This is a genomic window from Faecalibacterium sp. IP-3-29, assembly GCF_023347335.1.
GTDB classification, from domain to species: domain Bacteria; phylum Bacillota; class Clostridia; order Oscillospirales; family Ruminococcaceae; genus Faecalibacterium; species Faecalibacterium duncaniae.
This window is the reverse complement of the sequence record NZ_CP094471.1, coordinates 40157-66490: the sequence shown is the minus strand read 5'-3', so window position 1 is coordinate 66490 and position 26334 is coordinate 40157. Positions and strand designations below refer to the sequence as shown.

Annotated in this window: 26 protein-coding genes and 1 tRNA gene; 17 read left to right on the top strand and 10 right to left on the bottom strand. The window is 55.6% G+C overall.

Annotated features, from left to right (window positions below):
• The first annotated feature begins 16 nt into the window (after positions 1 to 16).
• Genes MTP40_RS00295 through MTP40_RS00280 form a run of 4 tightly spaced genes read left to right on the top strand, consistent with a single transcriptional unit; the run spans position 17 to position 2427 of the window.
• Positions 17 to 904: a fructoselysine 6-kinase gene (locus MTP40_RS00295; protein ID WP_156074196.1), complete on the top strand. Its 888-nt coding sequence runs from the start codon at positions 17 to 19 to the stop codon at positions 902 to 904.
• A 21-nt stretch (positions 905 to 925) separates the two neighbouring features.
• Complete coding sequence (locus MTP40_RS00290) at positions 926 to 1342, top strand: cupin (protein WP_249259625.1); 417 nt, start codon at positions 926 to 928, stop codon at positions 1340 to 1342.
• 13 nt (positions 1343 to 1355) lie between these two features.
• Positions 1356 to 2018 (top strand): HAD family hydrolase, encoded by a 663-nt coding sequence (locus MTP40_RS00285; protein ID WP_249259624.1) that lies wholly within the window; start codon positions 1356 to 1358, stop codon positions 2016 to 2018.
• Between the two features lie 37 nt (positions 2019 to 2055).
• A complete protein-coding gene (locus MTP40_RS00280) occupies positions 2056 to 2427 on the top strand; it encodes a DNA cytosine methyltransferase (RefSeq protein WP_249259623.1) in 372 nt (123 codons plus the stop codon).
• Positions 2428 to 2781: 354 nt separating this feature from the next.
• Here the strand turns inward: MTP40_RS00280 and MTP40_RS00275 are convergent, their stop codons facing one another.
• Positions 2782 to 3519 carry a helix-turn-helix domain-containing protein gene (locus tag MTP40_RS00275; RefSeq protein WP_249259622.1) on the bottom strand — a complete coding sequence of 246 codons (738 nt, stop codon included), beginning with the start codon at positions 3517 to 3519 and terminating at the stop codon, positions 2782 to 2784.
• A gap of 411 nt (positions 3520 to 3930) precedes the next feature.
• On the opposite strand from MTP40_RS00275, the gene MTP40_RS00270 reads away from it, so the two are divergent.
• The 6 genes from MTP40_RS00270 (at position 3931) to MTP40_RS00245 (ending at position 9607) form a co-directional block, all read left to right on the top strand.
• Positions 3931 to 4533: a CHC2 zinc finger domain-containing protein gene (locus tag MTP40_RS00270; RefSeq protein WP_249259621.1), complete on the top strand. Its 603-nt coding sequence runs from the start codon at positions 3931 to 3933 to the stop codon at positions 4531 to 4533.
• 73 nt (positions 4534 to 4606) lie between these two features.
• On the top strand, positions 4607 to 5923 hold the full coding sequence (locus MTP40_RS00265) for a DNA primase family protein (protein ID WP_207686962.1): 1317 nt from the start codon (positions 4607 to 4609) through the stop codon (positions 5921 to 5923).
• Positions 5924 to 6114: 191 nt separating this feature from the next.
• Positions 6115 to 7089 carry a MobV family relaxase gene (gene mobV / locus MTP40_RS00260; protein ID WP_158401143.1) on the top strand — a complete coding sequence of 325 codons (975 nt, stop codon included), beginning with the start codon at positions 6115 to 6117 and terminating at the stop codon, positions 7087 to 7089.
• A 24-nt stretch (positions 7090 to 7113) separates the two neighbouring features.
• On the top strand, positions 7114 to 7407 hold the full coding sequence (locus MTP40_RS00255) for a helix-turn-helix domain-containing protein (protein ID WP_112146647.1): 294 nt from the start codon (positions 7114 to 7116) through the stop codon (positions 7405 to 7407).
• A gap of 15 nt (positions 7408 to 7422) precedes the next feature.
• Positions 7423 to 8811, top strand: a complete 1389-nt coding sequence (locus tag MTP40_RS00250) for a site-specific integrase (RefSeq protein WP_249259620.1) — start codon at positions 7423 to 7425, stop codon at positions 8809 to 8811.
• Positions 8812 to 9358: 547 nt separating this feature from the next.
• Positions 9359 to 9607: a DUF6061 family protein gene (locus MTP40_RS00245; RefSeq protein ID WP_249257692.1), complete on the top strand. Its 249-nt coding sequence runs from the start codon at positions 9359 to 9361 to the stop codon at positions 9605 to 9607.
• Positions 9608 to 9680: 73 nt separating this feature from the next.
• Here the strand turns inward: MTP40_RS00245 and MTP40_RS00240 are convergent, their stop codons facing one another.
• From MTP40_RS00240 to MTP40_RS00225, 4 genes are all read right to left on the bottom strand, one after another.
• Positions 9681 to 12035, bottom strand: coding sequence for an ABC transporter permease (locus MTP40_RS00240; protein ID WP_249257691.1), 2355 nt, complete (start codon positions 12033 to 12035; stop codon positions 9681 to 9683).
• Positions 12032 to 12715, bottom strand: coding sequence for an ABC transporter ATP-binding protein (locus tag MTP40_RS00235; protein WP_112091974.1), 684 nt, complete (start codon positions 12713 to 12715; stop codon positions 12032 to 12034). Before MTP40_RS00235 ends, MTP40_RS00240 begins: the two co-directional genes overlap by 4 nt.
• A gap of 101 nt (positions 12716 to 12816) precedes the next feature.
• A complete protein-coding gene (locus MTP40_RS00230; protein ID WP_249257690.1) occupies positions 12817 to 13854 on the bottom strand; it encodes a sensor histidine kinase in 1038 nt (345 codons plus the stop codon).
• A 9-nt stretch (positions 13855 to 13863) separates the two neighbouring features.
• The gene (locus MTP40_RS00225; RefSeq protein ID WP_249257689.1) at positions 13864 to 14544 is read right to left on the bottom strand and encodes a response regulator transcription factor; all 681 of its coding nucleotides are present in this window, start codon (positions 14542 to 14544) and stop codon (positions 13864 to 13866) included.
• A gap of 908 nt (positions 14545 to 15452) precedes the next feature.
• Between MTP40_RS00225 and MTP40_RS00220 the strand changes: the two genes are divergently transcribed.
• The 6 genes from MTP40_RS00220 (at position 15453) to MTP40_RS00195 (ending at position 21469) form a co-directional block, all read left to right on the top strand.
• Entirely contained in the window at positions 15453 to 15899 is a 447-nt protein-coding gene (locus MTP40_RS00220) for a plasmid mobilization protein (RefSeq protein ID WP_177802469.1), read from the top strand.
• On the top strand, positions 15862 to 17424 hold the full coding sequence (locus MTP40_RS00215; protein WP_249257688.1) for a relaxase/mobilization nuclease domain-containing protein: 1563 nt from the start codon (positions 15862 to 15864) through the stop codon (positions 17422 to 17424). The genes MTP40_RS00220 and MTP40_RS00215 overlap by 38 nt, the downstream gene beginning before the upstream one ends.
• Before the next feature lie 189 nt (positions 17425 to 17613).
• Positions 17614 to 18069 carry a CHC2 zinc finger domain-containing protein gene (locus tag MTP40_RS00210; protein WP_249257687.1) on the top strand — a complete coding sequence of 152 codons (456 nt, stop codon included), beginning with the start codon at positions 17614 to 17616 and terminating at the stop codon, positions 18067 to 18069.
• The gene (locus MTP40_RS00205; protein WP_112092014.1) at positions 18032 to 19378 is read left to right on the top strand and encodes a DNA primase family protein; all 1347 of its coding nucleotides are present in this window, start codon (positions 18032 to 18034) and stop codon (positions 19376 to 19378) included. Before MTP40_RS00210 ends, MTP40_RS00205 begins: the two co-directional genes overlap by 38 nt.
• A gap of 370 nt (positions 19379 to 19748) precedes the next feature.
• Positions 19749 to 20054, top strand: a complete 306-nt coding sequence (locus tag MTP40_RS00200) for a helix-turn-helix domain-containing protein (protein WP_154265843.1) — start codon at positions 19749 to 19751, stop codon at positions 20052 to 20054.
• Between the two features lie 14 nt (positions 20055 to 20068).
• A complete protein-coding gene (locus MTP40_RS00195; protein ID WP_156062345.1) occupies positions 20069 to 21469 on the top strand; it encodes a site-specific integrase in 1401 nt (466 codons plus the stop codon).
• A 246-nt stretch (positions 21470 to 21715) separates the two neighbouring features.
• On the opposite strand, the gene MTP40_RS00190 is transcribed toward MTP40_RS00195, so the two are convergent.
• The 3 genes from MTP40_RS00190 to sdaAB form a co-directional block, all read right to left on the bottom strand.
• Positions 21716 to 21792 (bottom strand) — tRNA-Arg (locus MTP40_RS00190).
• Between the two features lie 160 nt (positions 21793 to 21952).
• Positions 21953 to 22828 carry an L-serine ammonia-lyase, iron-sulfur-dependent, subunit alpha gene (gene sdaAA, locus MTP40_RS00185; protein ID WP_117534311.1) on the bottom strand — a complete coding sequence of 292 codons (876 nt, stop codon included), beginning with the start codon at positions 22826 to 22828 and terminating at the stop codon, positions 21953 to 21955.
• A 2-nt stretch (positions 22829 to 22830) separates the two neighbouring features.
• Entirely contained in the window at positions 22831 to 23514 is a 684-nt protein-coding gene (sdaAB, locus tag MTP40_RS00180; RefSeq protein WP_117476624.1) for an L-serine ammonia-lyase, iron-sulfur-dependent subunit beta, read from the bottom strand.
• 155 nt (positions 23515 to 23669) lie between these two features.
• Between sdaAB and tig the strand changes: the two genes are divergently transcribed.
• Positions 23670 to 24965, top strand: coding sequence for a trigger factor (tig, locus tag MTP40_RS00175; RefSeq protein WP_156068539.1), 1296 nt, complete (start codon positions 23670 to 23672; stop codon positions 24963 to 24965).
• Between the two features lie 70 nt (positions 24966 to 25035).
• Here the strand turns inward: tig and MTP40_RS00170 are convergent, their stop codons facing one another.
• The gene (locus MTP40_RS00170; protein WP_249259618.1) at positions 25036 to 25815 is read right to left on the bottom strand and encodes a sulfite exporter TauE/SafE family protein; all 780 of its coding nucleotides are present in this window, start codon (positions 25813 to 25815) and stop codon (positions 25036 to 25038) included.
• Position 25816: 1 nt separating this feature from the next.
• Positions 25817 to 26260, bottom strand: a complete 444-nt coding sequence (locus tag MTP40_RS00165) for a MarR family winged helix-turn-helix transcriptional regulator (RefSeq protein ID WP_243139821.1) — start codon at positions 26258 to 26260, stop codon at positions 25817 to 25819.
• Positions 26261 to 26334 lie beyond the last annotated feature (74 nt).

Sequence of the window (26334 nt, the reverse complement as noted above, 5' to 3'; positions counted from 1 at the left end):
GAAAGGATCTGATACGATGAGCGCAGTGAAGATCATCGCCATCGGCGATAATGTGTGTGACAAATACCTTTCCCGTGGGAAGATGTACCCCGGCGGCCAGTGCGTTAACACCTGCGCCTATGCCGCAGCAAATGGTGTGCCTTCCGCTTATCTGGGCAAGTTTGGCAGCGATGAGGTCGCCGCCTACAACCAGAAGATCCTGCACGAGCTGGGCATCGACATCAGCCACTGCCGCCATTTTGAGGGCGAAAACGGCTTTGCCATGGTCACGCTCAAGGGCAACGACCGCGTCTTTCTTGGCTCCAACAAGGGCGGCGTCGCCAAAGAGCACAGCTTCGACTTCACGCAGGAAGATCTGGAGTACATCAAAGGCTTCAACCTGATCTACACCAACCTCAACAGCTATATCGAAGAGGATCTTCCCTTCCTGCACACGGCCGGCGTGCCCATCGCCTATGACTTTTCCACCCGATGGACCGACGCCTATCTGGAAAAGGTCTGCCCCTATGTCACCGTGGCCATCCTGTCCTGCGCACACCTGAGTGCCGAGGACCGCGCCCGCGAGATGCAGAAGGCCGCCGACCACGGCGTTTCCATCGTGCTGGGCACCATCGGTGAGGACGGCTCTTATGTGCTGTACAACGGCAAGACCTACTACGCCTCCGCCGTGCACGCAGATGACGTCATTGATACCATGGGCGCCGGCGACTCCTACTTTGCTGCTTTCCTCTGCTCGCTGCTGAAGTCTTCCAAGAGCGGCGCTCTGCTGGAAGGCACCGAAGAAGAAAACGCCGCGCATCTGCAGGAAGCCATGCAGATCGGCGCAGCATTTGCTGCAAAAATGTGCGCCAAGGAAGGCGCATTCGGCTACGGAACCCCCATCGTGGGACGCACTGAACTGTAAAATAGAACAGGAGGCATTTTCATGAGACCTGATCAGTATGAAAACAACGCAGAAGGCATCCTCTGCGTTTATAAGAACCCCAAATGGCTGGTTTGCATCAAGAACTGGAAGCCTGACAACGACATTGCTGGCATCGCTCATCTGGAGGTCCATCACTCCACCGACGAGCAGTTCATCCTTGCCGCCGGTAAGGCGATTCTCATCACCGCCGAGCGCGAGGGCGGCAGCTTCAAGAATATCGAGCTGACCCCCATGCAGCAGGGCAAGGTATACAATGTTCCCGCCGAGTGCTGGTTCTACTCCATCACGCAGAAAGACACCAAGGTGATCTATGTGCAGGACTCCAACTGCTCTATGGAAAACAGCGACTTTGCCGACCTGACCGCTGCTCAGATCGCCGACATCCAGGAGCGTGCACGTAAGATCCTCGCAGAGTGAAAAGGAGCTTTTTATGCCGATCCGATGTGTCCTCTTTGACTTTGACGGTGTGATCGCCGATACCGAGGGACGGAACGCTGACTATCTTGCCGCCGCTCTTGCACACTTCGGGGTCCGACTGACAGAAGCAGATCGGAGCGCACTGGTCGGCATCAATGATTCCTCTCTGCTTGAGGCACTGCTGAAGCGGGCAGAAATGCCGGTCACTCTGGAGCAGCTGCAGACCGAACGCGCACGCCGCGGCAACTACTACGAAAACGGTGCCGACCTGCATCCGCAGCCCGGTCTGCGGGAGTTTCTCTCTGCGCTTCGCGCACAGGGCATTCGCACCGGCGTAGTCTCCTCCACCCGGTCACAGCTCATTCTGACAGCACTCGACCGCCTGCATCTGGTCTCACAGTTCGATGTGGTGATCTGTGGCGACATGGTCACTCGGCGTAAGCCCGATCCGGAACCTTATCTGCGGGCAGCGCAGCTTCTGGGGCTTGCCCCCGGCGATTGTCTGGTCATCGAGGACTCTCCCGCAGGCATCCGTGCCGGAAAGGCCGCCGGCTGTACCGTGCTGGGCTATACTGGCAGCTCCATCCGTCAGGACGTCTCTGCGGCAGATCTCACCCTTTCTGATTTTCATCTTTACCGACAGATCCCACTTTTTCAGAATCTTTCTCCGTTCTGATTTTATGACAAAACAGACCAAACCGATACAAATAGGTTTGGTCTGTTTTGCATTTAAGCAGCTCCGCTCCGTGCAGGAGACCCGCCACCGCAGAAACAGTTCTACTTATTTCTTTTCGGAAGGTTCCATGGCATTCCCCGATCGTTCCGACCTTCCTGCCCGCACGATGCTCACCAGCGAAGGCTCTGTATCCCGCAGCACCCATGTAGTCGCAAACCCCCGGACCCAACGTCTGCGTACGCTAACGCCCATCGAATGCGAACGGCTCAACGGCTTCCCGGATGATTGGACAGCCGGGATGCCGGAACGGACGCGCGATTTCACGATGGGAAATGCGCTTGTCGTTCCTCTGGTCAAAGCCATGGGCAAGCGGATCAGCGCACTGGCCGAGTATGAGCAGCGCAGTTGATGGGCGTTTCTCTTGGGTTTCCAAAGGGGCCGCAGCACCCCTTTGGCACACGACTTTGCTTGCAAAGTCTAGTGTGTTACACCTTGGTTCCGGCTGACGCGGAAAAGGGGCTGCGAGAGGCTCCGGCAAGCACCTGTTCTGCGGCAGAAGGATGCGCGGATGGGCGTGGCAGTTGACGGTCTTTGCCCACCCAGCGCAGACTTGCGGAGGAACCAATGGTGTACGTTCTCCCGTCCTGCCGCAGCAGCGTTTCCCCTATAAGGCGCAGGGCAAATGATCAGCGTCTGTGCTTGCCCCGGTTGCCTGCAAGTGTCCCCGGTTTTAGCATTGCCGTTTTATAAAGAATCTTCTTTATCAGCTTTTTTCATCCTCTGTCAGCTTATCGTAGTTGATGCCGATTGCCTTCAATGCTGTTCGGATCTTCTTTTCATCCGCAGACCCTTCAAGTTTCTGTGCATCCTCCAGTTCCTTCATCAAGTTATCGACCATTGCACCATCCGAAGTGGTCTTGTCCTTGCGGTGTTCCGTCTTGATGTTCTTCAGGATATCCACCAGTTCATCATACAGGACCCGGCCAAAGTACTCATCTTCATCAATCTGCCCCAGCTTCAAGGTGCTCATGTACAGATCATTTTCATCTGCTGCATACTTCTTTTTCAGCATTTGCCGCGTTGCTTCCAGACCGGCATTGAGGTTTTGAATGTTTGCGCTGACATATCCATCCACATAGATTTCCAGATCGGTCATGAACCGCTGGAAATTCTCATGCACGATCAGCTCACACAGCAGCCGATGATTGAATTTTCCATTCCTTAATACGTCCACTGCGCCGTCGCTCAGATGCAAGTCCGAAAGGACTGCATCTGGGCGTTTTTTGTTTTCTGTCACGCCCAGCAGGTAATCCGTGGTCACGCCATAGAACTCAGCCAGCGTTGTCACCGCATAAATGCTGAGGTCGGTCACATCGTCACTCTCGTATTTCGACAATGCCGATTTGGACAGACCCGTCTGCTCTGCCAGCGTTTCCAGCTTCAGACTCCGCTCCACACGCAGGTCTTTGAGCCGTTCTCCCAGTGTCAGCTTGATGTTCATGGTCGCACCTCCGATGTTTTTTGCACAGTATACCACTTCCGGCGGTTCCTGTCCATAAGCGTGGAATTTTGCAGTTTCTGCACCTGTTTTCCGACATTATGGATATACGGCACAGCAGCCATGGAGGTGCTATCCTATAGACAGAAGGAAAACATATCACTCCCCAGCAGCGAACATATTAAGGGCTTCCCGTAAAAGCCCTCCCGAATCATATAACCGAACCTTGAGAACAGAATGACCGTCCGAACTGCCCAGACCGCCAAGACCTCCCATCGGGGGAGCGAGCGCCCTGCATGGGGCCGACACAGAGTCCAAAAAGATTTCCTGTCGGGAGGCAGCAAGGGAGACCGGCTTTGAACGTGGCAGGGATCAAATTGATTCGTACCAAAACCTTTGACCAAAGGAGAAATTTTGAGTTTATATCAAAAGATCAAGTCCGCCATCACCGTTCGGCAGGTGGGAGAGATGTACGGCATGGAGCCCGACCGCCATGGCATGGTGTGCTGTCCGTTCCATTCTGACAGCGACCCCAGCATGAAGCTGAACGACACCTATTATTACTGTTTTGGCTGTGGGGCCAATGGAGATGCCATCGACCTCACCGCCAAGCTGTTCGACCTGAACCCCCGGCAAGCCGCCGAGAAGCTGATACACGACTTCGGGCTTGACCCGGACAAACCGCCCGCCAATGCCATCGCCCTGACGCCGCCAAGGCGTGGCCTGACGGACGAGCAGTGGGCAGACATCGCCTACTGCCTGCGGGTGCTGACCGATTATCTCGACCTGCTGCACGACTGGCGAGAGCGTTACAAGCCCGCCAGCCCGGAAGAACCGCTGGACGAGCGGTTCGTGGAAGCCCTCCACATGACCGAGACCATCGAGCACCTGACGGACTGCGTTGCATTTGGGACGCCCCAGCAGAAGGCCGCTGCCGCCGCACAGCTGCTGTCCGGGTCGTACCTGCTGATGCTTGAGGAGCGCACCGACCGCCTTGCTCTGGCAAAGTGTGCCTGATAATTTATTCACCCGAAGTGGTGGGTCTCACCGTGAGACCCACCACTTCACTTTTCTAAAGGAGAACCACCCTATGAAGAAAAACATTTCCCGCAACCCCTTATGGCCGGACTGGTACAACGGCAAGAAAATTGACGAAGTCCAGTTTGGACGTGCCTTTCTGGAACAGTGGCCGCTGAAATGCGTCAACGGTACGCTGTACACGCTGGACGGTCCGGTGGAGGACGAGAGCGAGATCAAGCAGCGCATCTTGGAGAACATCGAGGAATATGTCACCTCCGGCCTGTCCAAAAAGGTCACCAACATTCTGGAGACCATCAAACTGCTGGCCTTTTCCGACCCGTTCCCCATCGAACAGGACTGCATCCACCTCCAGAACGGCGTGTACCATCTGCCGGACGGCACCTTTCAGGAGAGCCGCCTGTTCTGCCAGAACCGCCTGCCTGTGAAGTATGCCCCAAAAGCCCCCACCCCTGACCGCTGGCTGACCTTCCTGCACGAACTGCTGGACGATGCCGACATTCCTACCTTGCAGGAATATCTGGGCTACTGCCTGATCCCCAGCACCAAAGGCCAGAAGATGATGCTCATCGTTGGCAAGGGCGGCGAGGGCAAATCCCGCATTGGGCTGGTGCTCAAGCGGCTCATGGGAGATGCCGCCAGCAACGGCAGCGTCCAGAAAGTGGAGAACAATCGCTTTGCCCGTGCCGATCTGGAACGCCGCCTGCTGATGATCGACGACGACATGGACATGAACGCCCTGCCCAAGACCAACTATATCAAGACCATCGTGACCGCCGAAGCCAAGCTGGACTTGGAGCGCAAAGGTGTCCAGAGCTACCAGCGGGACATCTACGCCCGGTTTCTCTGCTTCGGCAACGGTGCGTTGACCTCGCTGTATGACCATTCGGACGGCTTCTTTCGCCGTCAGCTCATCCTGACCACCAAGGACAAGCCCGCCGACCGCACGGACGACCCATTTCTGGTCGAGAAGATGTGCGCCGAGTTGGAGGGCATTCTGCTGTGGTGTCTGGAAGGGCTACACCGGCTGGTGCAGAACAACTTCCGCTTTACCGTCAGCGAACGTGCCGCTGCCAATGTGGACACCATCAAGCGCAGCAGCAACAATGTCATCGACTTCATGGAGTCCGAGGGCTACTTCCGTTTCAAGGCGGACTACTCCATCAGTTCCAAGGAGTTCTACGACATTTACAAGCAGTGGTGCGAGGACAACGCCTGCCACAGCGTATCGGCCATCCGCTTCAGCGCAGAGCTGCGCCAGAATGACCGCCGCTATAACCTTGAAGCCACCAACAACATCTACCTGCCCGGTGGCCGCAGGGTGCGTGGCTTTGTGGGCATCGAGCCGCTTGTCCACCCCTGTCCGTAAAAAGTGCATTTTTTTACGGAAGAAGTTCGTACAACCTGTACGGTCTGTACCCGTACGCACCCGTACGGCAAGCAGAATCAAATTAAAACGTGTTATCGTTTGTATTTTGAATTTCTGCACGCCGTACGAACCGTACAGGTTATTTGAAGTCCGTACAGATTTTTTGTACACCCCAAGAAGGAGCGTGGTCTATGAAAGCCCAATATGGCATTTTAAGGTTCAAAAAGTACAAGGGGCCTGCCATCAGCCCCATCGAAGCCCACAACGAGCGCACCAAGGAGCAGTACGCCAGCAACCCGGATATTGATGTGAGCCGGAGCCGCTACAACCTCCATCTGGTGCAGCCGCAGGGCAGGTACCGGGAAGAAGCCGACCGCATGATAGCTGCCGCCCACTGCCGTGTCCGCAAGGACAGCGTGCGGGTGGTGGAGGCTCTTGTCACCGTCAGCCCGGAGTTTTTCAAGGGCAAGTCGCGCAGCGAGATCAAGGCGTATTTCGAGTACGCCTTGGAGTTCCTGAGAAGCAAGCAGGATTCCAAAACCTTCATCTCGGCTGTTGTCCACATGGACGAGAAAACGTCCCACCTGCACCTCTGCTTTGTGCCGCTGACTGCTGATGGACGGTTGAGCGCCAAGGAAATCGTCGGCAACCGCAAGAATCTTGTGAAGTGGCAGGACGAGTTCTGGCAGCACATGGTCAAGCAGTACCCGGAGCTGGAGCGTGGCGAAAGTGCCAGCCAGACCGGACTGGAGCACATCCCGCCCCGCATCTTCAAGGAGATGACCCAACTGACCAAGCAGAAGGAGCAGCTGGATGCTCTGCTGGTGGGCATCACCCCCTTCAACGGCAAGAGCCGTGCGGCGGAGATCAGCAAGGTGCTGGACAGCTATATCCCGGCAGTGTCCAAAATGCGCACCGAGCTGAACCGCTATCAGGTCGCTTTTACGGAGACGGCTATCGAAAACAGACAACTGAAAAAGAAAAACAAGACGCTCTCTGCCTCGCTGGACAAAGCGAAGGAAGGGAGCGTCTTGAAGCGTCTGGAGGATGCCAAGCTGCGGCAGGACTATGAAGCTGCCCTGAAAACGCTGGACAGCATTCCGCCGGAGGTCATTCGTTTTTATGAGAACCGCACGCAGGAGCCTGCGATGCGCCACGATAAGTAAGGAGCAATGCTTATGTGTAATAAAATGTACGAGAATGTGAAATCTTTAGATTATACGAAAAAGTTCTTGCAGTCGGACTCTGATCCGGCTACAATGGAGGTGGTCACTCAAACCAATGCCGTCAAGTCTCCGACTGACAGCCCAGCAACCACGAAGCTGGTGTACACGGTGGAAGAGATCGCACGAATGCTGGCCATCAGCCTGCGCTCTGCCTATAACCTGTGCAACAGCACCACCGAGTTCCGTGTCCTGCGGGCAGGCGGAAGCATCCGCATCCCGAAAGACAGCTTCGATGCGTGGCTCCACCGGGCAGCTTGATAAGGAGGCAAATCTATGGCATATATCACGAAACGCGGCAGTTCTTACAGTGTCCGCTACACCTATCAGGACGAGCACGGCAAGAGCTGCGACAAATGGGAGAGCTTTCCCACCAAAGAGGAGGCAACGAACCGAAAGAAGCAGATCGAACATGAACTGGCCGCTGGCACATTCCTGATTCCGTCCTCGGTGACGGTGGCAGAGTTCCTCATGGACTGGCTGCCCAAGCAATGCAGCAAACACAAGTGGGCACCCAAGACCTACGAATCCAATCTATCTACCATCCAGAACCTGATTATCCCCTATATCGGCAGCATGGAGATGCAGAAGCTCAAGCCCTACCACATGGAGAACCTCTACACGACCCTGAGCAAAACGCCCTGCGGTTCGTATATCGAGGGAAAGAAGCAGGAGCTCACCGAAAAGCAAAAGCAGCGGTTTCTTTCCGGCACCACCATCCACGAGGTGCATCGGCTGCTGGGTACTGCGTTCCAGTATGCCGTGGAATGGGGCATTCTCGTCAAAAGTCCTGTTCCCGTGGACAGCCCCAAGAAGTCCACGCAGGAGCGCACCATCTGGACGGTAAAGGAAATGCGGGCGGCTCTGGACAGCATGGAGGACCCCATCCTGCATCTGGCAGTCCACCTCACACTGGTGGGCGCACTGCGAGAGGGCGAGATCGTGGGTCTGACCCCGGAGGATCTTGATTTTGATGCAGCAGATGGCATCGGAACCTTCCGTATCAACAAGTCCATGCAGCGGGTGCGGAAGGACACGCTGGCACAGGTGGACAAGGGCTGCATCCTCCGCATCTTCCCGGACAAGCTGGAGGGCAGCAAGACCTCCCTCATCCTGAAAGACACCAAGACCGAGGTCTCCTGCCGCACCATCTTTATGACCGCTGCCCTGCGGGAGGAGCTGAAGCAGTGGCTAGAACGGCTGAAAAGGGAAGAAGCCCTCGACCTGGAGCGGTACCGCAACAGTGGGATACTACTGCGGCTGCCCAACGGTCTGGCGGTGGAGCCGGTGCTCATCCGCAAAAAGTTCCTGAAATGGCAGGACGCGCACCCGGAGTTTCCACACATCGTCTTTCACGGTCTGCGGCATTCCAGTGCCACCTACCAACTGATGATCTCCGGCGGCGACATCAAGGCGGTGCAGGGAACCACAGGACACGCCAGTGCGGATATGCTGGTGAACACCTACGCGCACATCCAGCAGTCCTCCCGTGTGGAGCTGGGCAAAAAGTTTGAAAGCGGCTTCTATGCCAAGCCCGACACCCCCAGCCCGCAGGCTGTACCCGCCGCAGGCGACCCCACCATCTCCATGACGGCTCTTTTGGAATTGCTCAAGGATGCCGACCCGGAAATGAAGGCAAAACTCCGCTTAGCCCTGCTCACCTGATGCAAAAAAGGGCACTGATTGCAATGCAATACAGCGCCCTACATAATCGGACATGGATAACACCGACCGTGCAAAAACCGTGCAGAAACCGTGCAGCCGTGGCTTACAAAACAAAAAAGCCATGAAATCTTTCGATTTCACGGCATTTTCTGGTGCGATGGAAGGGACTCGAACCCCCGGCCTACTGATTCGTAGGAACCGAATGGCACATTTTGTCCATTTCATCATTTGACGTTAAAACGTTATTTTAATCGAATCACCGTTATTTTGCTGTTGTTATTCTATTGCATTCTTTGCATTGCTTGCACGTCTTTGCACCTGTTATCCATCCTTGCGATGTGCAGAAAATGTGCAAAAGTGTGCAGAGCCAAAATCAGCCCGGCAAAACAGGCTGTTTCGCACAGCCCCAAAAGCTGGATTTCAACGGTATTTATCACGCATAATCTTCCAGTTTTGTCCCGACAACAATCTCACATAACACATCGGTTCTATGGCAGGGTTTAGGACATCCGAACAGACACCATTTGATATAGAAATGAGGTTCACCATGAATAAACTGCTTTCCTGCCGCTACAATATGGACACCAACCGGGTGGAAGCCCGGTTCGCAGATGGCACCACTCTTGCCATCGACTGCATCGCCGTCGAGGATGAGTACGGCAACACCCCGGCACAGCGGGCAGAGCTGGACTGGCTGCTCTACAACAAGCCCTTGGAGTATGCACAGATGGTGCTGAGAGGGGAGATGGAGCGTTATCTGTCGCTTGGCTGCGACCACGGCAGACCGGAAGATTAAGCCCTTATAAAGAACACGATGCCCACCGACCTATGGTTTTCGCCATAAGCTGGTGGGCATCTGTTGTTCTGGCTTATAATTCACTGATGGTTGCAGTAATGGGCTGCATGAGGATTCGCCTGACCGGGTTATATACTGCCAGCACCACAGCCGCCAGCACGACTGCGACAATCACGGCAAGACAGCCCCACGGCATCTGCCACGCTGCACCGAAATAATGGGTGATGAGCAGGATATACAGCTTCCGATTCAGCACAAGACCCAGCGCAATGCCCACCACAAGACCGGACACCGCATAGGTGCCAGCTTCGGCAGAGATCATGCGTTTCAGCTGTGCATCATCCATCCCGATGGCACGCAGGATGCCATACTGCTTCATTCGTGCCGACACGCTCATGGAAATGCTGTTGATGATGTTCAGAATGGTGATTCCTGCAATCACGATGAGAAACGCATAGACCACCAGATGGAACGCCCAGTAGGTGCTTTGTATCATCCGATTTCCTTCGATTCGGTTGGAAAAAACAACCTGCTTGTTTAACGTGTCGCTCAGCAGGGTGTGTATTTGTGCAATGGCTGCGTCTGCTGTGGTATCTTTTAGTTGAATATCGATCACCGCATAGCGGTTTTGCCCGGTCAGCTGATGGAAGGTTTCTTCGGTGCAGATAACAATCGGGGAATCGGTACTACTGAACGGGCTGTCGTTCAATACACCCACAACTGTGAGCTTTGCATCCTCCAGCTGAATGGTATCACCCACGGTCAGGGAGTTGCTTTTGTCGAATACCGTCAGCACAGGGTATGTGCCATCCTCCGGCTCCTGCGGAAGGGTTCCGCCAATCAGGTCTTTTTTCGCCCAGCCAAACTGTATCGTATCGTATGAAATCAGGTCGATGGACCCCTGTTTTCCCTGATATTCCGCCGGGAGCGGGCAATACATCCGCCCGAATGCGTGTTTGACTTCCGGCAGAGCTTCCAGCTGCTCCACCAGCACCGGGTCAAGGACATTTTGCCCGGATGTTTCAGCCACCGATAAGTCCGGTGCGTAGGACTGCAACGGATTCAGCGCAAATCCAACCCATCGAAGCAAAACCGAAAAGCTCAAAAACAGGAGAATGCTTAACGCAAAGGAACCTGTCATCAGAAGCAAGTTCTTTTTGGATGAGATTGCATGGCTCACGCCCAAAGAAAGCTCTGCACGACTTCCAAACAACCGAGCATGACACGGAGAAGCCGCTGCATTTTCCACCGCATTCCCAGTTGCTGCTGTGATCGGAGAAGCTTTTGCCGCCCGCCGTGCCGGAGAAGATGCCGCGAACCAAACCGTGATAAGTCCCAGCGCGGAACCACAGATAATACCGACCGGGCTGATGCCAAGCACTGGTAAAGAGCTGAACTCCTCGCCGATAAATCTACGCAGAAAGGAACACAATCCCCATGTGGAAACGATTCCCAGCACACATCCTGCTGGAACAGCAGTTTTACACCAGAAAAGAGCTTCCAGCCGGACAAGCATCCGAACCTGATTTTTTCCTGCCCCAAGACAACGCAGCATTCCATAATAGCTGGTACGCTGCGCTACATTGCTGTTGATGCTGCCTGTGATCATAAAAATTCCGGCAAGGACGACCATGCCAGCCAACACAGCCGCTACCGCATATAAGCCTACAATATAATCGTTGTTGCTGCTTGCGTTCAACGCCATCAGGTAAGTATTTTCGGAGATTTTTTCTTCTGAAATTCCGTACTTGTTTTCGATGTTCACAATGGACTGCCGCAAATTGGTACGTGGCTTGAACTGGATGAAATACTGTGTTTCAAAGGATTCTTCTACCTGTGCGGCAATCTGAGAAAATGTACTGCGGTTCATCACCAGCACAACAGCATCATACTGGTTCGCATCGGAGGTATCCTCATTGAAACCTGCGACAGTAAGCGAAATGGTCTGTCCATCCGGGAGCGTCAGCGGAATCGCTGTACCGACCGTAACATCCAGCCAATCCCGGATGTTTGCTGTCACGAGCACTTCGCCATCCGCCGGGGCAATGCTGCACTGCATTCCCGGAAAGATTTGAAGGATTGCATCATCTGCTCCTACCAGTGCGGCACGTTTATCTCCGGCAAAGTAGTTTTCCGTAAGGGAAGCGTTGATGTCGCTATACGCCGAAAATGCAGCAACATCCTCCTGTGCGGCAAGCTCTGCGGCTGTTTCAGGGGAGATATCCTTTACCATGATATGCCAGTTTCCGTTTTTGTTCAGCTGGTTTGAGGTTTCCATCCGAATCGCCATATCTGCCATACTGAACACCGCCGTGACCAGAAACACCGCAAGGACGATGCACAAAATCGTCATGCGGTTCTGCCGTCTGCGTACCTTGGCAGAAATCGGGATCAGGCTCAGATAGCTTTTCATTTCTGTGCTGCTCATTCCCGGCACCTCCCAAAATCGGTCAGGCAGCCGTCCGATACCTGCAACACCCGGTCTGCCGTCTGCGCAATGCTGCGGTTGTGGGTGATCATCAGGATGGTCTGCTCGTATTTCCGGGATGTTTCTTTTAGCAGGGCAATGACCTCGCTGGTGTTCTGGGTGTCCAGATTGCCGGTCGGCTCATCCGCCAAAATCAGGGAAGGGCGGGTCATCAGGGCGCGGCCAATGGCTACCCGTTGCTGCTGCCCACCGGAAAGCTGACTTGGCAGATGCTTCCGACGGTCTTTCAGATTCAGCACGGTCAGCAGTTCTTCCAGATATGCCCTGTCCGGCTTTTGGTAGTCCAGCAGCACCGGGAACAGGATGTTCTGTTCTACGGTCAGTTCCGGGATGAGGTTGAATGCCTGAAAGATAAAACCGATATTGCGGCGGCGGAAGATCGTCAGCTCCCGGTCTTTCATGGCAAAAACATCCTTGCCATCAATCAGCACCTTGCCGGAAGTCGGCGTATCCAGTCCACCAATCAGGTTGAGCAGGGTGCTTTTGCCGGAGCCGGATTCGCCAACGACCGCCACATATTCGCCTTTCGGCACTGAAAAGCGAACATCTTTCAGCGCATGGACAGCGGTTTCTCCGCTGCCGTAGGTCTTGCAGAGATGGTTGACTTCTAATAGTTCCATAGTGTATCCCTCACTTTGCAGGTTCCTTCGATTCAGACGGATGATCTCTGTCTGTGCAGAAAAGGATAGCACGTCAACCTTACTGCAAGCCTACACGCAGCCTACAATTTTGTAGGAATCGGAAAATTCAGAGTAAAGGTCGTGCCCTTTCCCAGCTCGCTGTCTACTTCAATGGTGCCGTGATGGGCTTCCACAACGGCTTTTGCCAGCGGCAGACCCAGCCCGATGCCCTGTGTATCCTGTGAAAAGCGGCTGCGATAAAACCGTTTGAAGATATGGTACAAATCTTCCGGGTGGATGCCACTGCCGTTGTCGCGCACTTTGATCTGAACCATGGACGGCAGTGCATTCCACTCTACCTGAATCGTATCTCCGCTCTTTGTGTGGTCAAGGGCATTCTTTACAAGATTGTCCACAGCTTCCTGCATCCAGTCACGGTCGCACCAAAGTGTAACCGCCTCTGAGCCGGACAGAATAAGCTTTTTCTGTTCCTGCTTGGCACGATAGTGATACTGCCGCGCGATATCCTGCACCATTTCAGCAACATTTTCGTTTTTCTTCTCCAAGACGACCGAACCGGCATCCAGCCGGGTGATTTTGAGCAGATTCTGCACCAGCGTTTCGATGCGGTCCAACTCCTGTTCGGACAGGTCTGCAAACTCTTTGACCTCCGACGGCGAAACAGCTTCGTCCTGAAGCAGACCGTTGTAGATATTCAACGCCGCCAGCGGTGTTTTGAGCTGGTGCGAAATATCTGCAATGGTATTTTTCAAAAAACGCTTCTCCCGTTGCTCGTTGTCTGCGTGTGCGCTCAGAACTGCCGCCAATGCATTAACGGAGTGAAACAGACGGTAAAATTCTCCCTCCCGGTCGCAGTCCAGTCGTGCATCCGGGTTGCCATCCAGACAGCTTTGGATTTGCTGAACTGCCTGTTCCAGAAGCGCGCTCTGCCTTTGGAAATAGCGAAAAAGCACGCCCCAGAGACAGCCGCCCAACAGAAGAAAAACCAACAGTAACGCGAAAGAAAATACATGCGTCGTATGCCATACGATGCCCTGCGTGAGAGCCAATGCCACCGCCCAGACCGCCAGCACGGCTTGGAACAAATTTCGGATCTCCCGGTTTGCGAATACTTTCATACGGCACCTTTACCCATTCCATTTATAGCCCATGCCGCGGACAGTCAGCAGCATCTGCGGTTTGCCGGGGTCGTCCTCGATCTTCATCCGCAGCCGCCGGATATACACTGTTAAGGCACTGCTGTCAATGTAATCCCCATCGCAGTCCCACAGTGCATCCAGAATTTGTTCCTTGGATAGCACAGCATTCGGATGCTGCATAAAGAAGCAGAGCAGCTTGTACTCTGCGCCGGTCAGTTCCAGCAAGATTCCGTTTTTGTATGCCTGCCCCTGCAACAGCCGGACGGTGATGCTGCCCGATTCCAGTACGGGTTCTCCTGCGCTGGACGCATTTGCACGGCGAAGCAGTGCATTGACCCGCGACAACAGGACACCCAGCTTGAACGGCTTGGTCAGGTAATCATCCCCGCCCAGTTCCAGTCCCATGATGATATTCATTTCCTCATCCGAAGCAGTCAGGAACAGAATCGGCACGTTGGATGTGCGCCGCACCTTCTGGCAGAAATCGAAGCCAGAGCCATCCGGCAGGGAAACATCCAGCACCAGCAGGTCATATTTTCTGTCTGACCACAGCGCCTCGGCTTCTGCCAGCGTCCGGGCTGTATCCAGTGCAAAGCCCTGTTTCTTAAATGCAAAGGTCAGCCCACTGATCAGGCTCAGATCATCTTCCAAAAGGAACAGTTTTCTCATGATTCCCTCTCTTTTCTGCGTTTTGTGTGTCCTACAGGTTCAAAAGCATTATAAGTTTTTTCTGCGAACATTACAATGTGCGAAACGGAAATTGTTTCTTGCCGTGTGTTAAATATAAGTCCTACTATCACCGCTTTACTGCAATAAAACTTGCAAAACCATCTTGACGCGCTCCGCAATCCATGATACTCTTTATCGCAAATCCCACCAATTTTGTAGAAAAGTACAGAGCGGCGAGGATTTATTCCCCATGAAGATTTTTACCGCCCCGCAACACACCCGATCTATTTTGCCGCCGTTTCACCCGACAAAATCATCGCTGCGCTGCGTGGGCGGTATTTTTCTTTTTCACAAATAAAATCTTATGTAGTTGTTCAATCTTCCAAAATTTGTTTTTGGTTGTTGACTGTACAACCGTAAAGTGTTATTCTTGTGCTTGAAAGAAGCAGGTTGTAGTGTCCGCACTGCGTCCGGCTTTCTTCATACTGTACCTTGAATCCTACATAAGCCGTCTGAACGAGATACTGCGCCATGACCTCACGCTTTCTGTGGGCGAGCCGGACAACGCCGCTGCAAAACAGGGGTAGGAACTGCGTTCGGTGTGAACGGTGACCATGAGCAGGGGCTTTGCCTTTTCACACGTTTTGCTCTGCAAAATTTTCAACGTGCATTGCGGTTCGACTTCTGAAATTTTCAGTGTTGCACGGAAAGGGCGAAAGCAAGTATCGACCTGTGGCCACAAATTTTCAATGCTTGAAAAATTGCTGTCCACTCAGTCATCCTTGTTGGGGAGTGCCTTCCCCAAACCCTGCTCTAGCTTCGCACCGTTGGTGCGAAAGCGGCGTGTCGCATTACATAGCCCTCTCCATCCCGGAGTGGGCATTTATCATTTTCACAGGAGGTCGAATATGACTGAAATGAAAAGTCCGAACGTACACGCAAAGAAGAACCGCAATGACACGCCGCGAAAACGAAAGACACACATCATCAAAGTCCGAGTGACCGCAGAAGAAAAACTGCGGATCGCATACGCCTGCAAAGAACTCCACCTCACCCAGTCCGAACTCGTCCGCCGTGTCCTGTACGGCGTAAACGTCAAGCACACCGTTGTGGTGGCGCAGGGCGGCGAGGATGCACTGGCGGCGCTTGCCGCCTTGTCTGCTCAGTGCAGCAAGGTGGGAAGCAACCTCAACCAGCTTGCACGGCACTTCAACTCCGGCGGCAAAGACACCGAGCAGCTCCGGGCGCAAATTCTGGAGGAACTGTCCGCACTCACGAACTTTCGGCTGAAAGCCGAAGAAACGGTTGGTGAACTGTATGGCAACCATCAAGCATTTAAGCTCGAAGAACTCTAACTATGCCGCCGCCGAAAGTTATCTCACCTTTCAGCACAACGAGTACACCGGTCTGCCCATTCTGGACGAGAAGGGCAGACCCAAGCTGCGGGATTCGTACCTGCTCGACACCCTTGAGTGCGGCGAATCCTCGTTTGCTATGGCCTGCCTGATTGCCAACCGCAAGTACGGCAAGAACGGCGGGCGGGAGGACGTGAAGACCCATCACTACATTGTGAGCTTCGACCCGAAGGACGCAGTAGAGAACGGCCTGACCATGGAGAAGGCACAAGCCCTTGGCTTGCAGTTCTGCAAGGACAACTTCCCCGGTCATCCCGCCATCGTCTGCACCCACCCGGACGGTCACAACAGTGCCGGGAATATCCACGTCCACATCGTCATCGGCAGCTTGCGCGTCCGCACCGTGGAACGGCAACCCTTCATGGACAAGCCGTGCGACTGGGAAGCGGGCAAGAAGCACCGCTGCACCTCTGCCATGCTCCGGCACCTCCGTGTCGCTGTCATGGAGATGTGCAAGCAAGCCGATCTGAACCAGATCAATTTGCTGGAAGCCCAAGGCGACCATGTTTCGGAGCGCGAGTATTGGGCGCAGCGGCGCGGACAACGCCGCCTCGACCATGCCAACGCCAAACTTGCCGCCGAAGGGCAGCAGCCCACCCAGACCGTCTACCAGACCGAGCTGGACAAGCTGCGAAAGCAGATCTACGCTGTGCTGAACAAGACCACCACCTTCGAGGAATTTTCTGCATTGCTCATGCAGGAACACGGCATCGCCGTGAAAGAGAGCCGAGGGCGGTTGAGCTACTGCCCGCCCGGTCGGACAAAGTTCATCACCGCCAAGAAACTGAGCAAGAAGCTGGAAAAGGAACAGGTGCTGACCGCCCTCTCCCAGAACATCCAGCTTGCCGCCATCATCCAGCCCAGCAGCGAGAAGAAGCCGGATAAGATCAGGAAACTGGTTGACATTCAGGCGAACATTGCTGCGGGCAAGGGCATCGGCTATGAGCGTTGGGCGAAAAAGTTCAACCTCAAACGCTGGTCGCAGACCCTGTGTCTCTTGCAGGAGAAAAAGCTACTCAGCGAAGATGCCCTGCACCAGCGCATTGCCGAACTGCAAACCCAGCACGACGATGCACTGGCGGTGGTCAAAGACTTGGATGCCCGCATGGTCTCCCTCAAGGAGCTGCGCGGGCATCTTGTGGTCTATCGGCAGTACAAGCCTCTTGCACAGAAGCTCCAGACTGTGCGGAACTCCGCCAAGTTCAAGGAGCAGCACCGTGCAGAGCTTGCCGTGTACGAGGCCGCTTGCGCCTATTTCAAGGCCAACGGGCTCAGGACACTGCCGGACCTCAAAAAGCTGGATGCCGAATATCAGACCCTTTCCTCGGAGAAAAACGGGTTCTACACCCGCTACAAGAAAGCGCAGATCGAACTGCGTGAACTCCGCACCGCACAACAGAACGTGGAAGCCTTCTTCCGCAAGGAAGAGCGCAACCACGCCGTACCGCAGCAGGAGGTCAAATGAACAACACTCTGACGGATCGATGTGTGAATAAACCCAACCTCACCCACGCCCCTCACCGGGCTTCGTCCTTTCGCCTGTACCCCGCCCATTGGGACGGAGGGTAGCACCTCTGTCTTTTCGGACGTAAAGAACGCCATCTCGACCCGGCAGGCAGCGGAGCTGTACGGCTTCGCCGTAAACCGGAACGGTATGATGTGCTGCCCCTTCCACGGGGATAAACACCCCAGCATGAAGGTGGACAGCCGTTTCCACTGTTTCGCCTGTCAGGTAGATGGCGATGTGATCGATTTTGTCGGCAGACTTTTTCAACTTTCTCCCTACAAGGCTGTGGAAAAGTTGAAGGAGGACTTTGGCATGGCACTTGCCGACGGCAAGGTGCGGCTTGCTCCCCGCAGACCGCCCACCGTTCGGCAGCAGCTGCTGGACTATTACCGCTGTCTGCAGCGTTGGCGGGTCCGATATGCACCGCAGTCACCCACAGAAGAACTTCACCCCTGCTTTCTTGAAGCGATAAAGAACCTTGACATCGTTGAATATTATCTGGACTGTTCGGTGCTCCCGGACCCGCAGACCGAAAACGAGCTACGGAAGTATTGGGAGGGATTGCATGAGCGACTGGAAAAAGAGGAACGAAGATTGGCGTGATGAGGACGAACTGGAAGAAGAGGAAGAATGTGAATGCCCTTGGGTAGACAGTAAGGGCAAAGTGCGTGAAACCGCTTACTGCCAGTACCTTTTAGAGAAACACCCCATGATGTGCCTGAAACAGAAGCTGTTCGACCAGAACGGCGAGGTAGACGAGGACGCACTGCTCTACGAAGTCCACAGCGACCTCCGTGACTTTGTGCTCGACAACCTTGCCAAGAAGGAGAAGCAGGTTCTGGACGCACTCCGTATCGAAACCTATACCCCTGAATGGAAACCCCAGCTTGACCGCATCCATCTCCAGAACGGAACCTACTTTCTGGACGAGCGGGGATTTGTGCCGGAAAAGGAACTCTGCCTGAACCGGCTCCCCGTGGAATACCAGCCCGATGCCCCCGCACCGACCAAGTGGCTGGAATTTCTGGACGGTCTGCTCATCCCGGAGGACATTCTGACCTTGCAGGAATACCTCGGCTATCTTCTGATCCCGTCTACCAAGGCGCAGAAGATGCTGGTCATGACCGGCAAGGGCGGCGAGGGAAAATCCCGCATCGGCTTGCTGCTGAAGAAGCTGTTCGGGGAAGCCTCTCACTCCGAATCCATCCTCCGCATCGAAACGAACCGCTTTGCCAGTGCAAATCTGGAGTACAAGCTGGTCATGGTCGATGACGACCTGAACATGGTGGCTTTGCCCGAAACCCGGAACATCAAGTCCATCGTCACCGCCGAGGATCGTTTGTGCATCGAGCGGAAGAACAAGCAGGCTGTCCAAGGTCTGCTGTACGTTCGTTTCATCTGCTTCGGCAATGGCAACCTTGTGGCCGCTCACGATGACAGCGACGGCTTCTGGCGCAGACAGATCCTCATCACGGTGAAAGACCGTGACCCTGCCCGAGTGGATAATCCCTTCCTCATCGAAGAGTTATCCGAGGAGCGTCCCGGCATCCTGCTGTGGATGCTGGAGGGGTTACACCGTCTGCTGGCAAACCGCTATCAGTTCACCATCAGCGAGCGTTCCATCCAGAACCTCGAAGCAGCCATGGCGGACAGCGATAACCTGACCCAGTTCATGCAGGCCAGTGCGTATGTCCGCTTCAAGCCCGACACCGAGGAACGCTCCACCTATCTCTACCGCGCCTACACCAAGTGGTGCGAGGATAATCTGGAATCGCCTGTTCCGCAAAAGAAGTTCAGCCAGTTCCTGCTGAAAAATGCAGGGAAGTATGGCCTGACCTTTTCCAAGCACATCGAGGGAAAGTACCGCGGCTTCCGGGGCGTATGCGTCCACCCCGCCTTTGCTGCGGCATAAAACACACGAAAAGTGAAATTCTCCCGCCCCACGCGCCCTAAATCAGTGGTTTCGACTTGTTATCGCTGTTTTCTTAGGGCGCGTATCGCCCTTTCGGGCGGATGCGGGGCGGCAACACGCCCTTCGGGGCGGGAGAGAAGGCAAGATGCGCCCCAAAAGGGCGCATACAATTCAGCCATGCGCCCTGTAAAATCAGCACAGGAAGGTACTTTTGTGTGGTTTGGGGCGCGTGGGGCGCGTAAATTCAAGTTCTCGCACTTTTTTGGGCTGCTGCTTCGGGTCAGGAGCGGCAGGCCCTTACATATTTACCGGCCCACAAGGGTGCAGCTCAACCGGAGCTGCACCGGGTCTGGAGAAGTGCAAAGGAGACATGCCTATGACGAATGTCCGCAAAAATTCCGCCAAACTGACCCGTGAGGACTTGAAAATCGCGCCCGAATCCCCTACAATGAAATTGTCCGAAAACCCTGCCGTAGAACCTTCTGATCAGACCAGAAAAACCGTCCGACACGCCCCGCTCGTTTACCGGGTGGAAGAGATTGCCCAACTGTTGGCGATCTCCAACCGTGCTGCGTACAATCTGTGCAACACCACGAAAGATTTCAAGGTGATCCGCCTTGGTACCAGCATCCGGGTAAGCAAGCAGAGCTTCGATGATTGGTTTGCAGCGGTCTGAGGGAGGGAACATCTATGGCATCTATTATGAAACGTGGCAACACGTATTCCGTCCGATACAACTACAAAGATCATGCTGGCAAGCCCTGCAAGGGCTGGGAAACCTTCAAGACCAAGGCCGAAGCGCAGGAGCGCAAGATCACGGTGGAGAAGGAACTGCTGGATGGCACCTTCCTCGTGCCCGACACCATGACGGTCGAGGAGATGCTGTACAAGTGGATCCCCATTCAGTCCAGCAAACACAAGTGGTCTCCCAAGACCTACACCCAATCTGTGGCGATGGTGCAGAACCTCATCGTGCCGTATATCGGAAAGCGGAAGGTGCAAGACCTCCGCACCTACGACATTGAGCAGTTCTACGCCACCCTGAGCCAGACCCCTTGCGGCCAGTACGTTCACGGCGAAAAGCAGGAGCTGACAGAAAATCAGAAGAAACGGCTGTTATCCAGCACGTCCATTCACGAAGTCCACACGCTCCTGAAGACCGCCTTTTCGTATGCCGTTGACTGGGATCTGATCCACAAGTCACCTACTCCCCGTGAAGCCCCCAAGATCAACACCGAAGAACGCACCATCTGGGATGAGCGCACCATGTTGGCGGCGCTGCAGACCATCGAAAACCCCGCCCTGCATCTGGCGGTGCACATGAGCATGATCCTCTCCTTGCGAGAGGGTGAGATCCTCGGCTTGCAGCCGGGAGACCTCGACTTTGATGCAGCAGACGGACGGGGAACCATCTCAGTGAACAAAGCCCTGCAGCGTGCCGACAAGGTCGCCTTGTCCAAGATTGATCCTACCCAGATCTACCACACCTTCCCGGACAGACGGGAGGGGAGCAAGTCCTCGCTGATCCTCAAGCGGACTAAGACCAAAAAGTCCAACCGCATCCTGTACATGACCAAGCCCTTGAAAGAGGAGCTTCTGGCATGGCTGGAAAAGATGAAGCAGGACGAGCAGAGCGCCCCGGAAAAGTACAGCAACTGCGGTCAGCTGTTCCGCTTACCAGACGGCTTACCCATTGCCCCGGACGTTCTGACCAAGTGGTATCGTATGTGGCGGGCAGAGCACCCGGAGTTTGAGAAGATCGTGTTCCACGGTCTGCGCCACTCCAGTGCCACCTACCAGCTGCTGCAATCTGGCGGTGACTTCAAATCGGTGCAGGGCAACACCGGCCATGCAACCGCCACCGTCCTAATGGACACCTACGCCCACACGCAGGACAAACCCCGGTTGGAGTTAACCGAGAAGATCGAAGCCGACTTCTACACGCAGGATGTGGCAGGTGCAAAGCCGCAGGAACCCCCGGAAAACAAAACGCCGGTGGCAACAAAAATCACGGGTAAAATGATCCTTGAAGCCATCCGGCAGATGGACGCAGAGGAGCGCCGCGAGCTGACGCGGGTGCTCTTCGCGTAAAAATTTGCGTTTGCGAAGCAATGAAAGCCCCAGTGGGGCTTTTAAGCAACAAAGCGGTCTTGCGTAAGCAAGATGGAGGGGCCTCGCCCCGACAAGCTTAATTTTTGTGCAGCGAAATACACGCTGTGCAAGCGATGCAAAGAGTTCATGGCTTTTTTGTAAAGTGTGCAGGAGATGTGCAAAAGTGTGCAGACTCTGCCAGAAAAACAAAAAAGCCATGAAATCTTTCGATTTCACGGCATTTTCTGGTGCGATGGAAGGGACTCGAACCCCCGGCCTACTGATTCGTAGTCAGTCACTCTATCCAGCTGAGCTACCAACGCATACGTTCCGGTCGGAACAAGATGTATTTTATCACGCAGGGCGGGGTTTGTCAACAGTTTTTTGCAGATTTTTTGATTTTATTTTCGTTTTTTATTTTTTCGTACAGAAAAGTACGTCTTTTCGTTTTTTCAGTATTCTTCGTAATTCTTCGCGCAAACCTCAGGCTTCCTCTGCCAGACGCTCGGCGATGCGGACACCGGTCGGCGTTGCGGCAAGGCCGCCCTGACCGGTCTCCCGCAGATCAGGGGAGAGCAGACTGCCCACGCGGCCCATGGCATCGATGACTTCATCGCAGGGGATGGCGTAATCCACCCCCGCAAGCGCCATATTGGCGCAGGAAACGGCGTTCACGGCACCAACAACATTGCGCTTGATGCAGGGCACCTCCACCAGACCGGCCACAGGGTCGCAGACCAGGCCCAGCAGGTTGCCCAGTGCCATAGCGGCAGCGGCGGCGCACTGCTCCGGCGTGCCGCCCTTCAGGTGGCAGAGGGCGGCGGCGGCCATGGCGCTGGCGGCTCCCACCTCAGCCTGACAGCCTCCCTCGGCACCGGCCAGAGTGGCCCGGGCGGCGATGACCTGCCCGAAGCCTGCGGCCACATAGAGGGCATCACAGATGGCTTCTTCATCGGCCTCGCCTGCACGGGCAAGGGGAAGCAGCACCGCCGGGAGCACACCGCAGCTGCCCGCCGTGGGGGCAGCAACGATCCGTTTCATACAGGCGTTGCACTCGGCGGTCTTGAGGGCTTCGGCGGTCACCTCAGCAAGGTAATCCCCGCCATAGCTTCTGCCCGCCTGATGGGCCTGTTCCACCTTGGCGGCATCGCCGCCGGACAGGCCGCTGCGGCTGCGCTGGGCAGGGTCATACTCCCGGCTGGTGGCCTCCATCACATGCCACAGGTGATGCATGGCATGGCGGCTGGCCTCTTCGGTCAGACGACTCTCGGCCAGATCACTGCGCAGGATGGCCTCGGCAAGGGAGAGGTTCTGGCTGCGGGCAGCGGCCAACATTTCTTCACAGGATAAAAAGGACATGGTCATTCCTCCGCGTCTTCTTCGGGCTCGTCGATGTTCAGGCAGGTCACCTTCAGGATGCCGGGCAGGGTCGCCAGCTTCCGTTCCAGCGGGTGGGGGATGTGGGAATCGCACTCCAGTACCATAACGGCATAGCCGCCGGTTCCTGCGCGGAACACCTGCATCGATGCAACGTTGATCCTGCGCACGGCAAGGCAGGTGGTCACCTCGGCGATGCAGCCGGGGGTGTCCTCATTGTGAATGATCAGGGTGTTGCTGTCGCCGCCGAAATCGGCGGGCACGCCGTCGATCTCGGTCACACGGATGCGCCCGCCGCCCACCGAAGCGGCTTTCATGGAAAGCACCCGGCCCTCCCGACCTGTCAGGGTGAGAACAGCGGTATTGGGGTGCGCAGAGCGCAATTCCACAGGATGGATCCGGAATGCCATGCCCTGCTCTGCGGCCAGGGCAAAGCTGTCGGGCAGGCGGGGGTCATCGGGCCGCAGGCCAAGCAGGCCGGCGACCAGGGCTTTATCCGTGCCATGTCCCTTTCCGGTGGTGGCAAAACTGCCGTACAGGCCGATATCCGCCTGCGCCGGGATCTCGCCCAGAAGCTTCTGGGCCGTGTAGCCGATCCGGGCGGCACCCGCTGTATGGCTGGAAGAGGGGCCGATCATAACCGGCCCGAGAACGTCAAACAAGCGCATCCGATGCACATCCTTTCGTGCTCCGCCGGGCAAAATTCGCCCGCTTCGCACTTTTTTCTCTCTTTTATTATACCGCTTTTGCCCCACTTGTGCTATAATAACTTTATTAATGTTTGAAATCGCTCCTTTTGGGGCAACACGGAGGTTGGATTCCTATGAAACTGGTAAGCGTGGAAACTCCCGAAAAGAGTGTCTGCAAGATGACCTTCAGCGCAACGGCTGAGGAGCTGGAGACCGCATCCAATGCGGTGTATGAGCGCACCCGCGCCAGCTACACCATCAAGGGCTTTGCCAAGGGCGAGGCCGACCGTGCTCAGATCGAGGCCGACCGCGGCGAGCACACATTCTGGTATGATGCCATCAACGACCTGATGGATCGCGATGTTCCTGCCCTGTACGAGGCCGCCATGGCCGAGCACGGCTTCAAGGCGGTGGATGATCCCAGCTATGACCTGGTCAGCGTTAAAAAGGACGAGGGCTTTGTGGCAACCGCCACCACCCCGCTGCAGCCGGAGCTGAACCTGACCCAGACCACCGGCTTCCATGTGGAGTGCGTGACCCCCGCCGTCACCGACAAAGAGATCGATGCCGTGCTGGAGCGCCGCCGCAATGCTGCCGCCGAGCTGGTGCCCCACAAGGGCCCGGCTGTCAAGGGCAACATCGTTCACATCGATTACGAGGGCCTGCTGGACGGCAAGCCCTTCCAGGGCGGTTCCGCACAGAACCAGACCCTGCAGCTGGGCAGCGGCCGGATGATCCCCGGCTTTGAGGACGGCATTCTGGGCCACAAGGGCGGCGAGGAATTCGAGATCAACGTCACCTTCCCGGTACGCTATCACGTCAAGGACCTGGCCGGAAAGCCCGTTGTCTTTAAGATCAAGCTGATTGATGTCTGCGTCCGCCAGCTGCCCGCCCTGAACAGCGATTTTGCCAAGAAGGTGGGCAAGGTGGACACCATGGAAGCGTTCCGGGAGCAGGTGCGCAAGCAGCTGCACGACGGCAAGCACGCCAGCGCCCTGAACCGCGCCAAGGATCAGGTGCTGACCCAGCTGGCCTCTGCCGCTGAGGGCGAGCTCCCCAGCGTTCTGGTGGAGAGCACCTACCAGCAGGAGATGCAGAACATCCAGCAGCAGCTCCAGATGCAGCGCATGAGCCTGGACCGCTACCTGAGCCAGATCCACCAGACCCGCGAGAACTTCACGGCCAACGTTCACGCCGCCGCCGAGAAGAACACCCGCGCCCGGATGGCTCTGCTGCAGGTCGCCCAGAACGAGGGTCTGGTGCCCACCGATGAGGAGATCACCAAGAACCTGCAGGAGCGCGCCGACCGCACCAAGAAAACGCTGGAAGAGGTCAAGGCCAACGCCAACATCCCCGCCATGCAGCGCAGCGAGGCCATCCGCCGCGCCGCCGACTGGGTGATCGAGCACTCCACCATCGAAGAAAAGTAATTTCCCAAAGTACAACAAAAAGAGCCTGTCTCCAAGGAATTTCGGGAGACAGGCCCTTTTCTTTTGCAGTTTATTTTGTCAAAAGATTGAAGCCCATGACCACGATGCCCAGCACGACCAGAACGATGCCGGTTGCACGGTTCAGGGTCTTGGCATCGGCCTTATTGGCAAAGACAGCGGCGATGCGGGCCCACAGCAGGGTGAACAGGACGCAGAGGATGAACACGGTCCAGTCCGGTGCGCCGCCGATGGCAAAGTGGGAGACCGCACCGGTCAGGGCGGTGAAAGTCATAATAAACACGCTGGTGCCCACGGCAGTTTTGAGCTCGTAACCCAGCACGCTGGTCAGGATGAGCAGCATCATCATGCCGCCGCCGGCACCGATAAAGCCGCAGATCATCCCGATGACCACGCCGCAGACGATGGACTGGAGGGCACGCTTCTCAGCAGAGACCCCCTGCATGGCTTCTTTGGTGGTCATAACGGGCTTGACGATGAATTTAATGCCCAGCAGGAACGTCATAAACACCGAGAAGCTGCCCATGGTGGTGGAAGGCACCAGGCTTGCCACCCAACTGCCCACCACGGTGAACAGCAGCACACTGGCCATCATGATCAGGCCGTTCTTGATATCCAGGTTCTTGTTTTTGTGGTAGGTGTAGGCAGACACCGCACTGGCCAGCACATCCGAGGAAAGGGCAATACCGACCGCCATGTAGGGGTCCATCCCCAGGAAGGTGATGAGCATCGGGCTGATGACCGCGGCGGCGCTCATGCCCGCAAAGCCGGTGCCCAGGCCCGCGCCCATCCCGGCAAAAAAGGTAACAATGATGGTAAACAGCAGATTCATCTTATTTTTCTCCTTCTAGGATCGCATCCAGATTTTCGCTCATCGTATCGATGACTTCAAAAAATATCTCGAGTTTTTCTTCCTCCAGCCCTGCCATCAGGCGGCGGATGAAATCATCCTGCATCCTGCGGCCCTGTTCGATGATGGACTGCGCCTTTTCGGTGCAGGCAAGCTCCGTTTTGCGGCGGTCGCCCAGCACCGGACGGCGCTCCAGAAAGCCCTCCTGCACCAGCTTGTCCACATTCACCGAGACAAGGTTCGCCTTGATGTGGCGCACTTCCACGATATCGCGGGCGGTCGTGTAGCTGGGGTTGTTGGCAAGGAACATCAGGATATCAAACGCTGTCTGCGGCAGGTGCAGCTTCTGGCACAGCGGCTTGCAGACGGTGCTGTACGCAAGGCCCGTCTTGTTGGCAAATTCCACACTGGGGTTCAGCTCACGCATTGCGCACCCTTCTTTCTCTCTTTTTGAATTGTTCATTTTTGAAGTATTTTAGCACAGGAAATCTCTGTTGTCAA

What these genes read in the sequence shown, in the direction of transcription:
- MTP40_RS00295 (WP_156074196.1), top strand. Translation starts at nt 17, where the DNA reads ATGAGCGCAGTGAAGATCATCGCCATCGGCGATAATGTGTGTGACAAA.
- tig (WP_156068539.1), top strand. Translation starts at nt 23,670, where the DNA reads ATGAAACTGGTAAGCGTGGAAACTCCCGAAAAGAGTGTCTGCAAGATG.
- mobV (WP_158401143.1), top strand. Translation starts at nt 6,115, where the DNA reads ATGAAAGCCCAATATGGCATTTTAAGGTTCAAAAAGTACAAGGGGCCT.
- MTP40_RS00250 (WP_249259620.1), top strand. Translation starts at nt 7,423, where the DNA reads ATGGCATATATCACGAAACGCGGCAGTTCTTACAGTGTCCGCTACACC.
- MTP40_RS00255 (WP_112146647.1), top strand. Translation starts at nt 7,114, where the DNA reads ATGTACGAGAATGTGAAATCTTTAGATTATACGAAAAAGTTCTTGCAG.
- MTP40_RS00240 (WP_249257691.1), bottom strand. Translation starts at nt 12,035, where the DNA reads ATGAGCAGCACAGAAATGAAAAGCTATCTGAGCCTGATCCCGATTTCT.
- MTP40_RS00200 (WP_154265843.1), top strand. Translation starts at nt 19,749, where the DNA reads ATGCCTATGACGAATGTCCGCAAAAATTCCGCCAAACTGACCCGTGAG.
- MTP40_RS00235 (WP_112091974.1), bottom strand. Translation starts at nt 12,715, where the DNA reads ATGGAACTATTAGAAGTCAACCATCTCTGCAAGACCTACGGCAGCGGA.
- MTP40_RS00230 (WP_249257690.1), bottom strand. Translation starts at nt 13,854, where the DNA reads ATGAAAGTATTCGCAAACCGGGAGATCCGAAATTTGTTCCAAGCCGTG.
- MTP40_RS00210 (WP_249257687.1), top strand. Translation starts at nt 17,614, where the DNA reads ATGATGTGCTGCCCCTTCCACGGGGATAAACACCCCAGCATGAAGGTG.
- MTP40_RS00225 (WP_249257689.1), bottom strand. Translation starts at nt 14,544, where the DNA reads ATGAGAAAACTGTTCCTTTTGGAAGATGATCTGAGCCTGATCAGTGGG.
- MTP40_RS00290 (WP_249259625.1), top strand. Translation starts at nt 926, where the DNA reads ATGAGACCTGATCAGTATGAAAACAACGCAGAAGGCATCCTCTGCGTT.
- sdaAB (WP_117476624.1), bottom strand. Translation starts at nt 23,514, where the DNA reads ATGCGCTTGTTTGACGTTCTCGGGCCGGTTATGATCGGCCCCTCTTCC.
- MTP40_RS00170 (WP_249259618.1), bottom strand. Translation starts at nt 25,815, where the DNA reads ATGAATCTGCTGTTTACCATCATTGTTACCTTTTTTGCCGGGATGGGC.
- MTP40_RS00245 (WP_249257692.1), top strand. Translation starts at nt 9,359, where the DNA reads ATGAATAAACTGCTTTCCTGCCGCTACAATATGGACACCAACCGGGTG.
- sdaAA (WP_117534311.1), bottom strand. Translation starts at nt 22,828, where the DNA reads ATGTCCTTTTTATCCTGTGAAGAAATGTTGGCCGCTGCCCGCAGCCAG.
- MTP40_RS00165 (WP_243139821.1), bottom strand. Translation starts at nt 26,260, where the DNA reads ATGCGTGAGCTGAACCCCAGTGTGGAATTTGCCAACAAGACGGGCCTT.
- MTP40_RS00265 (WP_207686962.1), top strand. Translation starts at nt 4,607, where the DNA reads ATGAAGAAAAACATTTCCCGCAACCCCTTATGGCCGGACTGGTACAAC.
- MTP40_RS00220 (WP_177802469.1), top strand. Translation starts at nt 15,453, where the DNA reads ATGACTGAAATGAAAAGTCCGAACGTACACGCAAAGAAGAACCGCAAT.
- MTP40_RS00205 (WP_112092014.1), top strand. Translation starts at nt 18,032, where the DNA reads ATGAGCGACTGGAAAAAGAGGAACGAAGATTGGCGTGATGAGGACGAA.
- MTP40_RS00195 (WP_156062345.1), top strand. Translation starts at nt 20,069, where the DNA reads ATGGCATCTATTATGAAACGTGGCAACACGTATTCCGTCCGATACAAC.
- MTP40_RS00275 (WP_249259622.1), bottom strand. Translation starts at nt 3,519, where the DNA reads ATGAACATCAAGCTGACACTGGGAGAACGGCTCAAAGACCTGCGTGTG.
- MTP40_RS00215 (WP_249257688.1), top strand. Translation starts at nt 15,862, where the DNA reads ATGGCAACCATCAAGCATTTAAGCTCGAAGAACTCTAACTATGCCGCC.
- MTP40_RS00285 (WP_249259624.1), top strand. Translation starts at nt 1,356, where the DNA reads ATGCCGATCCGATGTGTCCTCTTTGACTTTGACGGTGTGATCGCCGAT.